Annotated in this window: 12 protein-coding genes; 6 read left to right on the plus strand and 6 right to left on the minus strand. The window is 64.4% G+C overall.

What is annotated here, in order from left to right; translation table 11 throughout:
• Positions 1-46: 46 nt before the first annotated feature.
• The 4 genes from ABIC75_RS03790 to ABIC75_RS03805 form a co-directional block, all read right to left on the minus strand.
• Positions 47-1,021, minus strand: a complete 975-nt coding sequence (locus ABIC75_RS03790; protein ID WP_354012515.1) for a cation diffusion facilitator family transporter — start codon at positions 1,019-1,021, stop codon at positions 47-49.
• 60 nt (positions 1,022-1,081) lie between these two features.
• Positions 1,082-1,507 carry a MerC domain-containing protein gene (locus ABIC75_RS03795; RefSeq protein ID WP_354012516.1) on the minus strand — a complete coding sequence of 142 codons (426 nt, stop codon included), beginning with the start codon at positions 1,505-1,507 and terminating at the stop codon, positions 1,082-1,084.
• A gap of 124 nt (positions 1,508-1,631) precedes the next feature.
• Positions 1,632-2,126, minus strand: a complete 495-nt coding sequence (locus ABIC75_RS03800; RefSeq protein ID WP_436407882.1) for a transcriptional repressor — start codon at positions 2,124-2,126, stop codon at positions 1,632-1,634.
• A 63-nt stretch (positions 2,127-2,189) separates the two neighbouring features.
• Positions 2,190-2,474, minus strand: a complete 285-nt coding sequence (locus tag ABIC75_RS03805; RefSeq protein ID WP_354012518.1) for a hypothetical protein — start codon at positions 2,472-2,474, stop codon at positions 2,190-2,192.
• A gap of 95 nt (positions 2,475-2,569) precedes the next feature.
• Between ABIC75_RS03805 and ABIC75_RS03810 the strand changes: the two genes are divergently transcribed.
• The 5 genes from ABIC75_RS03810 to ABIC75_RS03830 all read left to right on the plus strand — a co-directional run bounded on the left by ABIC75_RS03810 (position 2,570) and on the right by ABIC75_RS03830 (position 10,763).
• Positions 2,570-3,259 carry a response regulator transcription factor gene (locus tag ABIC75_RS03810; protein ID WP_354012519.1) on the plus strand — a complete coding sequence of 230 codons (690 nt, stop codon included), beginning with the start codon at positions 2,570-2,572 and terminating at the stop codon, positions 3,257-3,259.
• 25 nt (positions 3,260-3,284) lie between these two features.
• Positions 3,285-4,625 (plus strand): sensor histidine kinase, encoded by a 1,341-nt coding sequence (locus ABIC75_RS03815; RefSeq protein ID WP_354012520.1) that lies wholly within the window; start codon positions 3,285-3,287, stop codon positions 4,623-4,625.
• A 164-nt stretch (positions 4,626-4,789) separates the two neighbouring features.
• A complete protein-coding gene (locus ABIC75_RS03820; protein WP_354012521.1) occupies positions 4,790-5,968 on the plus strand; it encodes an efflux RND transporter periplasmic adaptor subunit in 1,179 nt (392 codons plus the stop codon).
• A 35-nt stretch (positions 5,969-6,003) separates the two neighbouring features.
• Positions 6,004-9,192 carry an efflux RND transporter permease subunit gene (locus ABIC75_RS03825; protein WP_354012522.1) on the plus strand — a complete coding sequence of 1,063 codons (3,189 nt, stop codon included), beginning with the start codon at positions 6,004-6,006 and terminating at the stop codon, positions 9,190-9,192.
• Positions 9,193-9,320: 128 nt separating this feature from the next.
• On the plus strand, positions 9,321-10,763 hold the full coding sequence (locus ABIC75_RS03830; protein ID WP_354013061.1) for an efflux transporter outer membrane subunit: 1,443 nt from the start codon (positions 9,321-9,323) through the stop codon (positions 10,761-10,763).
• 57 nt (positions 10,764-10,820) lie between these two features.
• On the opposite strand, the gene gltX is transcribed toward ABIC75_RS03830, so the two are convergent.
• Positions 10,821-12,221, minus strand: a complete 1,401-nt coding sequence (gene gltX / locus ABIC75_RS03835) for a glutamate--tRNA ligase (RefSeq protein WP_354012523.1) — start codon at positions 12,219-12,221, stop codon at positions 10,821-10,823.
• Between the two features lie 67 nt (positions 12,222-12,288).
• On the opposite strand from gltX, the gene ABIC75_RS03840 reads away from it, so the two are divergent.
• Positions 12,289-13,074, plus strand: a complete 786-nt coding sequence (locus ABIC75_RS03840; RefSeq protein ID WP_354012524.1) for a transporter — start codon at positions 12,289-12,291, stop codon at positions 13,072-13,074.
• 18 nt (positions 13,075-13,092) lie between these two features.
• Here ABIC75_RS03840 and ABIC75_RS03845 read toward each other — a convergent pair whose 3' ends face one another.
• Positions 13,093-13,527, minus strand: a complete 435-nt coding sequence (locus tag ABIC75_RS03845) for a DUF4399 domain-containing protein (protein WP_354012525.1) — start codon at positions 13,525-13,527, stop codon at positions 13,093-13,095.
• Positions 13,528-13,607 lie beyond the last annotated feature (80 nt).

Consider the following 13,607-nt stretch of genomic DNA (forward strand, 5'->3'; position numbering starts at 1 on the left):
TGAATACGGCCGACCATCGTATCAGCGACCGTCCAAAGCGCAATAGTCAGCGGCAACCGGGGCCGGCGCAGCCGCGCTTTTCGTCGGGACAGTCCCCGGCGTCGATCTGCACCGTCACATGCTGGATGCTGAAGCGCTCGGCCAGCACCCGGTTGATGGCCACAATGGCCGGCGTGCTGCTCGCGCCGTCATGCAGTTCGGCATGCAGCGTCGCCATGCGCGAGCCGGAGGCCAGCTGCCACACGTGAAGATGGTGCACGTCGCGGATGGAAACATCGGCGCCACGCAATGCCTCTTCCACGTCACCCGTGTTCATGCCTTCGGGCACGCCTTCCAACAGGATGTGCGAGGAGCGACGCAGCAGCCGCCACGCGCTATGGAGGATCAGCAGCGACACCAGCAGCGACAGCACCGGATCGGCCCAGTTCCAGCCCATCCAGCGCACAAGCAGCGCCGCGATCACGGCCGCTACCGAACCGAGCAGATCGCCCAGCACGTGCAGCGTTGCGCCGGCAAGGTTCACGTCGTCATGCGCGTGGCCATGCAGCGTGCTCAGCACCAGCACGTTCACCACCAGGCCGATCAACGCGACCACCAGCATCATCCCGGACAGGATATGCGCGGGTTCGAACAATCGAGTGATCGCTTCGTACGCAATGAACGCTACCAGCACGAACTGGGTGAGCGCGTTGACGAAGCCGGCAAGCACTTCGAGGCGGCCATAACCATAGCTTCGGCGAGCATCCGCCGGCCGACGCGCAAACCATGCGCCGACTACGGCAAGCAGCAGCGCCAGCGCGTCGATCAGCATGTGGCCGGCATCGGCCACCAGTGCCAGCGAGCCGGACCAGAAACCGCCCACCATCTCCACCACCATCATCACGGTGGTGAGCACGAAGGCGAGGATCAGTTTCTTTTCGCGACCGGTGACGCCGCCGTGGGCGTGCGCATGACCATGCGCATGGCCGTGAGCGTGGTCATGGTCGTGATGATCGTGGGTGTGCGCGTGCGCGGAACTCATGGGCAAATGCTAGGAATCAGCGGCCCCGTTACACAATCACGACGCGATCTGCCGCCATGCTCAGTGAGCGCACTGGGCGTCGTGCACGTGAAAGGCACGGTGCGTGCGCAGGTTCACGAAGTGCGCGCCCGCCACCAGCAAGCCGCCGCAGGTCACCATCACGCTGTGCAGCGCAATGCCGTAATGCTCGGCAAAGGTGACGCCCATGATCAGCAACGCCAGGCCCGGCAGCGCCAGCAACAGCGGCAGCGGACGGTGATGATGCCGATAGCCGCTGATGAGGCTGATCAACGCGAGCGCGCTGGCGAACATCACGAAGCCGCGTTCGAACGCGTGGTCGGCCAGGAAACCGAGGCCGACGAACGGCAACACGGCGAGGACAAACGGCAGCGCCGCGCAATGGATGGCGCACAGGAACGACGCGGTCGCGCCAACCCTGTCAGCCACGGACCAAAAGCGACTCTTGTTCTGCTGGGGAGCTTCCATCGGATCGGGGACCGGAGCGGAGCACAGAGGGGTCGTGGGTGACCCGATGACGCAATGTTACATTATAACGCCTTAAACGCAAACCCCTCCCACCGGCCCGTTCAGGCAGGCACGGGAGGGAGCGTCAGCCCTTGCGGCAGTGCTTGCAGAGGCCGTGCACTTCCAGCGTCTGCGCCTGCGGGCGGAATCCGAAGGCCTTGGCCTGCGCCTCGATCAGTTCGGCCACACGCTCGTCGCACACTTCCTGCGCGCTGGAGCAGTTGTCGCAGATGAGGAACGGCACCTGGTGCGCCTCGGCCGGATGATGGCAGGAGACGAACGCGTTGATGGATTCCAGCTTGTGGATGAAGCCATGCTCGAGCAGGAAATCGAGCGCGCGATACACCGTGGGCGGCGCCGCGTTGCCATGCCGTTCGCGCAACTGGTCCAGCAGGTCGTACGCCTTCACCGGCTTGCCGGCGGCAGCGACCAGCTCTAGCACTTCCTTGCGCAACGGCGTGAGCCTTAGGCCACGTTCCTCACTGGCATGCTCCACCGCACGAACGAAGCTTTGCGCGTCGTCGTGGTGATGGTGGTGATGCGTGTGCGGTTTGTCGACGGCATGACTCAATGGATTCACCTCGGAAGCCATCATACACCGTCACTTACGTGGAGCTTGAGGCGCGATATCGCAAGTGGCTGCTCAACGCCGCCTTGGCAGCGGCGGCGGCACGGCCCTGGGCTTGGGCCGCGGCCTCAGCAGCACGATGATCCAGCCGATCGGCCCCAGTACCGCCGCCAGCACAATGCCTTCCACCGTGCGACCGCGCCACCATCCCAGCAACGCGCCCACCACCACGAACAACACGCTCCACCAGAACAACGCTACCCACGGAACCAGACCCATCAGGTTCAGGAAGATGTGCATGAAGGCGTCGGGCGCGTCGGGGTCGACGCCCTGCATCGCTTTGTCCAGCAGCTCTTCCACGCCCACCCCGTCAACTCACTACGATAGGCGGATGATGCGATGTCCGAGCGTGGCTTGCACCATCGCCACCGCCGTTTCGTTACCGGATACGAACCATGCGTTGCCTCCTGATCGAAGACGACACCCAAACCGCCGCCTTGATTCGCGAGAGCCTCGCCGAGGCGGGCCACGAGGTGGCGGTCTGCCATGATGGCGCGAGCGGCATGGCGCGCGCCGCAGGCGAACGATGGGACGTGGTGCTGCTGGACCGCATGCTGCCCGGCGGCCTGGACGGGCTGGACATTCTGGCCGCCATTCGCCTGTGCGACGACCGCACGCCGGTGCTGGTACTGAGCGCGCTGAGCAGCCTGGATGAGCGCATACGCGGTCTGCGCAGCGGTGGCGACGACTACCTGACCAAGCCCTTCGCCCTTGATGAGCTGCTGGCCCGCATCGAAGCCCTGGCCCGGCGGGCCGGCCAGCGCGCCGAAACCGAAACGCTACGCGTGGAAGATCTCATTCTGGAGCCGCGCACGCGCCGCGCCTTCCGCAACGGCCAGCCGATACCGCTGCAGCCACGCGAATACCAGCTGCTGGAATACCTGATGCGCCACCAGGGCGAAGTGGTGACCCGCAAGATGCTGCTGGTGGCGGTCTGGGGCTATCACTTCGATCCAGAGACGAAGGTGATCGACGTGCAGATGAGTCGCCTGCGCAACAAGATCGACCAGGAAGGAACACCAGCGCTGATCCGCACAGTACGCGGCGTGGGCTTCACCATCGGCCACCCCAACTCCGATGGCTAGTTTTCGGCACTCAGTGGTGTTTCGCATGGCCGCAGGTTACGGCCTGTTGTTGCTGCTGTCGGTGGCCATGGTCTCCACCGTGTTCTACGTCGGCACGGCCGGGCTGTTTCGCCGGAATATCGACGAACAGCTCCGCAGCGCCTCGCGCCATCTCATCCAAGTGGATCAGCAACAGGGTATCGGCGTGCTCACCCTGCAGGTGCACGGACTGCTCACCGACAACCAGGACAGCGATACCGAAATCTATCTACTGCTCGACGCGGCAGGCCATCCACTGATCGGCAACCTGACGGCGTGGCCACCCTCTGCCGTCAATCACGACGGCCTGCGCCAGATGGAAGTGCAACGCCTGGGCGTCCGCTCGTTGAGCCGCGTGCTGAGCCATCGCTTTCCCGATGGCAGCGTACTGCTGGTGGGACGCGATATACGCGACGTACGCGAGCTCGAGCACATGATCCTGGTGGCCCTGAGCCTGGGCGGCATCTTGGCGTTGATGTTCGCCGGCGGCGGTGCCGTGCTCTTTCGTTCGCAGCTGCAACGCCAGCTCAAGGCCATTCATCGCACGACGACCGAGATAGCGGCGGGCCGCCTGGATCGCCGCGTCATGGTGGGCAGGTCGCGCGACGAATTTGCCGTGGTGGCGGGCGACATCAACGACATGCTGGACGAAATCGAACGCCTGATGGAAACATCGCGCAGCGTTTCCAACGCGATTGCGCACGACCTGCGCACGCCACTCGGCCGGGTGCGCGGAGCGCTGGAACAGGCCCTGCGCGCCCATCCCAACGAGCAGAGGCTGCCTCAGGGTGCGCAATACGCCATCGACGAGATCGACAGCCTGATCACCGTGCTGGATAAGCTGCTGCTGATCGCCGAGGCCGAGTCCGGCGTGCGTCGACAAAGCTTCGAGCCATTGGCGCTGCGCGAACTGCTCGACGACATCGTGGAACTTTACCGGCCCGCTGCGGAATCGCTGTCCATCGATCTGCAGTGCGTGATCGAAGGCGAACCATCGGTGCTGGCCGATCGGCATTTGCTTGCGGGCGTGCTGGCAAACCTGCTCGACAATGCATTCAAGTACGCAGGCAACGGGGCGCATGTGGAACTACGCGCCCTGCAGGCGGGCGACCAGGCGACCATCAGCGTACGTGACGACGGACCGGGTATTCCATCGGCGGCGTTGTCGCGCGCCACCGAACGCTTTTTTCGCGTGGATGCGAGCCGGCACCAGCACGGCAATGGGCTGGGACTGAGCATCGTGGCGGCCGTCGTGGCGCTGCACCGTGGCCAGCTCACGCTGGAAGACACCTCGCCCGGCCTGATGGTCGGTATCACGCTGCCCGCGGCCAACCTTTCCAAATCGTAACTGTTGCTGCCGATGCGATCGGACTAAGTTTCACGCGACTTTTCTGCCTAGCCCGCGGACGTAGCGATACGTTGGCAGGCACTGGAAAACATCGCGGTGACCAGGCACAGCGCCTGGCTGATTTCGTGCGCGTCCCCGGCGCCGGCCAGCAACGACAACAGAACATGAGAAAGCATCAAGGACGACTGGTCGCGGGCGGCAGCATGCTGGGAGCGTTGCTGCTGGCGATCGCCATCCACCACGGCTCCCCGGCCATGGCGCAAGCCGCACCAGCTCCAGCCAGGCCGCTCGACCCTCAGACGGTGGCCATCAATGCGCAACAGGCCAGGCAGGTTCGCGTCTCCGACGTGATTCAACGGGACTTTGCGCCGCGTGTCGATGCCGTCGGTTACGTGGATTTCGACCAGGACCACGTGGCCCAGGTCGGGTCGCCCTATGCCGGCCGCGTGCGCGATGTGTTCGCCAAGGCGGGCGACAAGGTCCATCGCGGCCAGGTGTTGTTCTCCGTCGACAGCCCCGATCTGGCGCAGGCCGAAGCGACCTTGGTAAGCGCCGCCGCCGCGCGGGCACAAACCACACTCGCACTGGAGCGCGCCAAGGGCATGGCACAGGTGCAGGCCAATGCACCGCGCGACCTGGAACAGGCCATCTCCGATCAACAGACGGCCGAAGGCAATTATCAGGCCGCGCGGCGCGCGCTGCGGATCTTCGACAAAAGTGACGCGGAGATCGATCGCATCGCCGCCACGCGCCGTGTCGATGGCGAATGGCGCATCGCCAGCCCCATCAGCGGCACGGTGAATGCACGCAACGTCGCACCGGGCGACTTGATGCAGCCGGGCAGCACGCCATCGCCCTTCACGATCTCCGATGCCGACAGCCTGTGGCTGGTAGCGAATGTCTCCGACGCGGATGCCACACAGGTGCGCGTCGGCGAGCCCATGACGGCCAGCCTTTCTTCGCTGCCGGGGCAGCTGATCCATGCGCAGGTCGACTACGTCAGTGGCAGTTCCGATCCAGCCACGCACCGCGTGATGCTGCACGCGGTGCTGCACACGCCGCCGGCGGGTCTGCGTCCGCAGATGCTCGCTGACTACAGCATTACCACTGCCCCGGCGTCGCGCCACGATGCCGTGCCCGCCGATGCCGTGGTACGCGAGGGCACCGGCGCGATGGTGGTGTTCACCACGGCGGATGGCCTGCACTTCACGCGTCATGCCGTGCAGCTGGGCGCCATCCGGGATGGCTATTACCCGGTGCTGGCCGGACTCCCCCCGCATCAGCGCATTGCCGCCGAAGGCGCGCTATTCCTGAGCAACGCGCTCGCGCTGCAATCGCAGTGAACGGCAGCGCCTCGCGCTTTTCATAAGGATTGATCGTGTTTCGAGGCCTTGTCGCGTTCGCGCTGACCCGCCGTGCCATCGTGTTGATGGCGCTCGCCGGGTTCGTCATTGCCGGAATGATTGCCTACGCCAGGCTCAATATTGAGGCGTATCCCAACCCGGCACCGGTGATCCTGGAGATCACCGCACAGGCGCCAGGGTTGTCGGCAGAGGAAATGGAGCGCAACTACACGCGCCCGATGGAAGTGGGCCTGGCCACCACGCCCGGCGTGGAAAGCATTCGCTCCACGTCGTTCTACGGGTTGTCGTTCGTTCGCGTCACCTTCAAGTACGGCACCGATTACTACTTCGACTACACGCAGGCCGCGCTGGCGCTGCAGCAGAACGTGAGCCTGCCCAACAACGTGCAGCCTCAGATCCAGGCTTCCAGCCTGGTCGGCGAGATATTCCGCTATCAGCTGGTGGGGCCGCCGTCGATGAGCCTGACGGAACTGCGCACCCTGCAGGACTGGGTGGTGACGCGGCGATTGCTCTCCGTGCCGGGCACGGCGCAAGTCGTTACATGGGGTGGCACCACCAAGGAATACGACGTCGAGGCCGACCTCAACACGCTGCAAGGCTATGGCATCACCCTGCCCCAGCTGGTGGCCGCCATTGGCAATGCCAACACGAACGTTGGCGGGCGCACGATCAATATTGGCCAACAGTCGGTCAATGTCCGCGGCGTGGGCCTGATCAAGGACGTCGACGACATCGGCAACACCGTGCTCGCGCAATCCAGCGGGACACCGGTGCTGGTGAAGGATGTGGCCAAGGTCGATGTGGGCGCCGTGCCTCGCCTGGGACGCGCCGGCCGCGACATGCAGGACGACGTGGTCACCGGCATCGTGGTGATGAACCGCACGCTGCAGACCAACGAAGTGGTGGCGCGCGTCAAGGCCGAAGTCGCCAGGCTCAACAGCGATGGCACGCTGCCGGCCGGCGTGAAACTGGTGCCGTTCTACGACCGCTCGACGCTGGTCGCCGTGACCACGCACACGGTGCTGCACAACCTGATTTTCGGTTGCTTGCTGGTGTTCCTGATCCAATGGATCTTCCTGGGCGATCTGCGCAGCGCCATCATCGTGAGCGCCAACATCCCAGTGGCGTTGTTCTTCAGCGTGATCATTTTGGTGCTGATGGGCGATTCGGCCAACCTGCTGTCCCTGGGTGCGGTGGACTTCGGCATCATCGTCGACTCGGCCGTGATCCTGATCGAGAACATTTTCCGCAACTTCCAGAAGACTGCCGGCGAACAGAGGGAGTTGCTCCACGATTCGGCACAGGGCGAGCTTGGCACCTATATGCGCGGCGGCGCCACGCACGGCTGGAATGATCGCCTGCGCCTGCTGTTCATCAGCGCCATGCAAGTAGATCGCGCCGTGCTGTTCTCTTCGGCCATCACCGTGGCCGCCTTCATTCCGTTGTTCACCATGCAGGGCGTGGAAGGCCAGATATTCAATCCGATGGCGCGCACCTACGCCTATGCGTTGTCTGGCGCACTGATCGCCACCTTCACCGTTTCGCCCGTGCTGGCGTCGCTGCTGCTACCCAAGCACGTCAAGGAAACCGAGACGTGGTTCGTGCGTGGCATCCGCTACGTCTATAGGCCGGTGCTGCGTTGGGCGTTGCGTCGTCGGCGAATCACGGTGGGCCTGGGCGTGGGTTTTCTGTTGCTCGCCGTTTTGCTGCTTACGCGCGTGGGTACGGAATTCCTGCCGGCGCTGGAAGAAGGCAATCTGTGGATTCGCGCCTCCATGCCGTCCACGATTTCGCTGGAAGCGGGCGAGGACAAGGTTGGCCAGTTGCGGCGCATTCTGCTGAAGCATCCGGAAGTGGTCACGGTGGTATCGCAGCATGGCCGCCCCGATGACGGCAGCGATGCCTCGGGCTTCTACAACGTGGAGCTGTTCGTACCGTTGAAGTCGCAGGACGAATGGCCGGCCGGCCACACCAAGGAAAAACTGGTGGCGGACCTGCAAAATGAATTCGAAAACGCCATGCCGGGCGTGGAGTTCAATTTCTCGCAGTACATCCAGGACAACATCGAGGAAGGCCTGTCCGGCGTGAAAGGCGCCAACTCGGTGAAGATCGTGGGACCCGAATTGCCGGAACTCGAACGCCTCGCCGACCAGGTGATGCACGTGATGCAGCAGGTGCCGGGCGTGCAGGACCTTGGCGTGTTTCACGTGCTGGGCCAGCCCAACCTCAACATCACCATCGACCGCGCCAGGGCGGCGCGTTACGGGCTCAACACGGGCGACATCAATACCGTGGTGCAGGCGGCAGCCGGCGGTACATCGGCCACGACCGTGCTGGAGGGCGACCGCCAGTTCGACCTGGTGGTGCGGCTGGCACCGAAGTATCGCCAGAGCATCGAGGACATCGGCCGCATCCAGGTGGGCTACAGCCTGCCCAACGGCGGCACCGGCTACGTGGCACTGCGCGACGTGGCCAGCATCACGCTCGACACAGGTGCGTCGTACATCTATCACGACCGTAACGAACGCTTCGTGCCAGTGAAGTTCAGCGTACGCGGTCGAGACCTGGGCGGGACGGTGGCCGACGCGCAGAAACGCATCGCCGAACAGGTGACCTTGCCCTCCGGTTATCACCTGGCATGGGCCGGCGAGTTCAACGACCTGCAACAGGCCAAGCAGCGACTGACCGTAGTGCTGCCCATCGCGATGGGCTTGATCCTGGCGCTGCTGTTCGCCCTGTTCAATTCGTGGCGAGACAGCCTGCTCACGCTGGCAGCGATTCCGTTCTCCATTGCCGGCGGCATCATCGCCCTGTATTGCTCCGGGCTGGATTTCAGTATCTCGGCGGCGATCGGCTTTGTGTCGTTGTTCGGCGTGTCGGTGATGAACGGCATCCTGGTCATCACCTACTTCAACCACCTGGTGTTCGCCGGCCACACGCCCCTGGAGGCGATGACGCAGGCCGCCGAGCAGCGCATGCGCCCCATGCTGATGACCGCATTGTCTGCCTGCATTGGCCTGCTGCCCGCGGCGATGTCCCACGGTATCGGCAGCCAGGTGCAACGCCCGCTCGCCACCGTGGTGGTTGGCGGCATGCTGCTGGGCCCGGTGATGCTGTTGATTGTTGCGCCTGCACTGCAGGTACTGGTGGTCGAGTGGTCGCACAAGCGCAGGCAGCGTCGCGTGAGTGGAGAGGCAGCATGACGTCACTGATCGAATCTGCTTCGAAGCACTCATCGTCAGGCGTTCGCCGAGATGACCACGGGGCAAACCGGAGCCTGCGACGATACGCGTTGCGTTTGCCCGTGCCTCGGACCTTGCTGGTCATCACTATGGCGGCATGCTGCGCAGGCTGTGCCCCAGGACCAAACTATCAGCGCCCGGACACGCCCTCACCTACCCGGTTCACACGTGACACGCTGACGACGACGGCTGGCGAGGCTACCGCCACGCCGCAGCAATTCGTTCCCGGGCAGACCATCGCCCAAACCTGGTGGCAGGTATTCGGATCGGATGCCTTGAACGATCGTGTGCAGCGAGCGCTGGCCCGTAATCCGGATATCGATGCCGCCGCTGCCGCCTTGCATCAGGCGCAGGAAAGCGTCGCCGCGCAACATGCCACGTACTTTCCCTCTGCCCAGCTCAACTACACGCCATCACGCCAGCGCGATGCCGTGGGCACGCTGTCGCCCACGCTCACCTCCAACGCAACGTACTACACGCTGCACACGGCGCAGCTCAACATCAGTTATGCGCCCGATGTATTCGGGCTCAACCGACGCACGGTGGAGTCGCTGCAGGCGCAAGCGGACAACCAGCGCTATCAACTCGAGGCCGCACGTCTGAGCCTGGCCTCCAACGTGGTCAATGCGGCAATCACGGAAGCTTCGCTGCGCGCGCAGATCGATGCGACCGAGGAAGTGATTACCGAAGAAACGCGCGCGCTGGATATCCTGCACAAGCAGGCAAAACTCGGTTACGCCTCCGGGCTTGATGTCGCCGCCCAGGAAAGCGCCCTGGCCCAGGCAAAGCAGGCGCTACCCGGATTGCTGAAGCAACTGGAGCAGAATCGCGATCTGCTCGCCGTGCTGTGCGGCGACACGCCAGACCATGCGGATGCCACACCGTTCGATCTCGAGAACCTCGTGCTGCCGGCGACCTTGCCACAAGGTGTACCTGCGCACTTGGTGCAACAGCGTCCGGATGTACGCGCGGCCGAGGAAAACGTCCACGCAGCCAGCGCCCAGGTTGGCGTGGCGCTGGCCAACCGCCTGCCGCAGTTCACCCTTTCTGGTGCCTATGGCGGCAGCGCGACTTCGTTCAACCGCATGTTCGCCGACGACAATGTGTTCTGGGTGCTCGCTGGCAGCGTGAGCCAGACCGTGTTCGATTTCGGTGCACTGAAACACAAGCAGCGCGCCGCCGAAGCGGCCTTGCAGCAATCGGCGGCCGAGTATCGAAGCGTGGTGTTCGGCGCTTTCCAGAACGTGGCCGACGCACTCTACGCCATCGACAGCGATGCACGTGCCCTGAGCGCCGCCACCGATGCCGAGCACGCGGCGGCGCACACGCTGGAACTCACCCGGAAGCAGCAGCAGCTCGGCTACGTGAACGTGCTGGTGCTGATCAATGCTCAGGAGAGCTATCAGCAGGCACGCATCACGCGCATCCAAGCGCAGGCCGCACGACTGAGCGATACGGCAGCGCTGATACAGGCCCTGGGCGGCGGCTGGCAGGCCGCCGAGGCGTCAGGCCGAGGTCAAGTATCGGGTTGATCGCGACCTGTCGCTGCCGTTCCCCTAAACAGGAGCGACAGCGCTGGTGCGAGGCAATCAGCCCTTCGCCTTGGCGATGGCGTCGTCGATGCGCTGCAGCGCCACCTCGCGACCCGCAAGGTAGATGGTGTGATCGATCGACGGCGACACCTGCGTGCCCGTCATCGCCACGCGCAGCGGCTGCGCGATCTTACCCATGCCCAGCTCCAGCTTGGCAGCGATCTGCTCGATCACGCCGTGGATCGGCTCGGGCTTCCACTCGACATTCGCGATCAGGCTCTTCGCCTCGGTGAGCACGGCCACGGCGCTGTCGTTCTGCAGATGCTTGGCCACGGCCTTCTCGTCCCATTCGGTGATGGGGCCATACCAGATCTTGGCGCGCTCAGCCATTTCCTTCAGCGTCTGCACGCGATCACGCAAGGCGACGATGACGTCGGCGGGATTGGGGCCTTTGCTGAAATCGATGCCTGCCTGCGTGAGGTGCCATTCGAATTCCGGCGCGATCACCGAGGGCTCTTCGGTCTTCAGGTAATGCTGGTTGAGCCACGACAGCTTGGTCACGTCGAAGCGCGACGCGGCCTTGTTGACGTCGGCCACGTCGAACAGCTTGACCATCTCCTCCTCGGAGAAGATTTCCTGGTCGCCATGCGACCAACCCAGGCGCACGAGATAGTTGAGCAGCGCGTGCGGCAGGAAGCCGTCGTCGCGGTACTGCATCACGCTCACCGCGCCGTGGCGCTTGCTGAGCTTCTGGCCATCGGGGCCGAGGATCATCGGCAGGTGCGCGAATTCCGGTGCCGGCTTGCCAAGCGCCTTGTAGATGTTGATCTGGCGCGGCGTGTTGTTCACGTGGTCGTCGCCGCGGATCACCTCGGTGATGCCCATGTCGATGTCGTCGACCACCACGGCGAAGTTGTACGTCGGCCAGCCATCGGAACGGAAGATCACCAGGTCGTCGAGCTCCGCGTTGGCCCACTCGATGCGACCCTTCACCTTGTCGTCGAACACCACCGTGCCTTCCAGCGGATTCTTGAAGCGCATGACGCGGTTCGGATCGTCGCGGTACGGCTCGTTGCGGTCACGGTAATAGCCGTTGTAGCGCGGCTTCTCGCCCCTGGCGTACGCCGCCTCGCGCATGGCCTCGATCTCTTCCTTGGACTCGTAGGCGTAGTAGGCCAGCCCGGCCTTCAGCAGCTCGTCCGCCACTTCCTTGTAGCGCTGTAGACGCGCGGTCTGGTAAACGGGGGCGGCGTCGGCGTTCAGGCCCAGCCAGTTCATGCCATCGAGGATGGCCTGCACGGCTTCGTCGGTGGAGCGCTCGCGGTCGGTGTCTTCGATGCGAAGCACGAATTCGCCACCGCGGCGACGGGCCTCCAGCCAGCAGTACAGGGCCGTGCGGGCGCCGCCGATATGCAGGAAACCGGTGGGACTGGGGGCAAAGCGGGTGCGGACGGTCATGGGCTGCTTGGGCAAGGACGATAAAGAAGTGCGGAATTTTAGCCGATACGGGGGCAAGAACCGATCCATGGCGGTCACAACCGTCAACGCAGCGCTTTTTGCGACGGCGCTGGCCGGCGTCGCGGTGGCATGCCCTGTCCGCGCGGAGGACAACAATCCCGGTTACGACCGCCCCGGCCTGGGTTTCACGGCCGTGGTGCTCAATGCGGGCGACGTCACCATCGAGCAAGGCCTGCCCACCTGGACCCGGGACAACCTGGGCGGCGGCCAGATCCAGTCCCAATACACCACCGACAGCCTGGTGCGTGTGGGGCTGGGCGGCCCGTTCGAGGCACAGCTTGGCACCTCGCCCTTCAATGCCATCCATACCACCGGCCCCGGCCTCGACACTTGGAGCCACGGCCGCGGCGACACGACGCTTGCGCTCAAGTTCGCCCCCAACAAGGCCGATGCGACGTGGACCTGGGGTTTCCTGGGCAGCGTGGAATTCACCGACGGCGATCGCCAGGTGCGCAACGATCACCGGCAATACCTGCTCGGCGTTGACGTGAACTGGCAGGTGGGCGACAACGACGGCATTGGCGCCTATGTGGAACAGACGACCACCGGCAGCGACGGCCAAAGCACGTTCGCGCTCAACGAAAGCCACGTGCTCAACAAGTCGATGGTGGGCTACGTCGAACTCGCGCAGGTGCACGAACGTGGCGAACACAGCGGCACCGAGGCGGGCACGGGCGTGGCGTGGCAGCTGACGCGCCGCGTGCAGATCGATGGCGGCCTGCGCGCCCGCATTGCCGGACACGCCCAGCTGTGGATGGTCAGCATGGGCGTGTCGGTCTTCCTGGGGCACTGAGGCTCAGCGCCCCGGCGCTTACTTCACCGTGATGGTGATTGGCTTGGACACGATCGCCGGATCGAACGGAATATGGTTTTCGTCGGCCAGTTCCAGCTGCAGCGTGTGCTTGCCCGGTGCAAGCTTGAGCGTCGTCTCGGTCTGGCCGTTGCCGAAGTGGATGTGCTGGTCGTCCTTCGGAATCGGCTGGCCGGCCGCGGGCAGATCCTTCACATCCACCAGCAGGTGATGGTGACCGGTGCCTTCCTTCTTCACGCCGGCGGGCGCCACGCCCATGCCCTTGAGACCGAACAGCACGGTCACTTCCTGGCCGACGACGGCGCCGTCCTTGGGCGAAATGATGTAGACCTCGGCACCCGCGGGCGCCTTCGTCACGGGAAGCCCGGGAGCATCGGCAGCAACAGCTCCACCGGCAAGGCCGGCAAGCGCAACAGCAAGCAGAAAGCGTTTCATCGATGTGGCTCCGCAATGACAAGTCCCGCGAGTGTACCCGCGGGAGACGTAGTGGAAGCGTCAGCATGGCATGGCACGCC

Origin of the sequence: Dyella japonica, from assembly GCF_040545895.1 — a bacterium.
Taxonomy (GTDB): Bacteria; Pseudomonadota; Gammaproteobacteria; order Xanthomonadales; family Rhodanobacteraceae; genus Dyella; species Dyella japonica_D.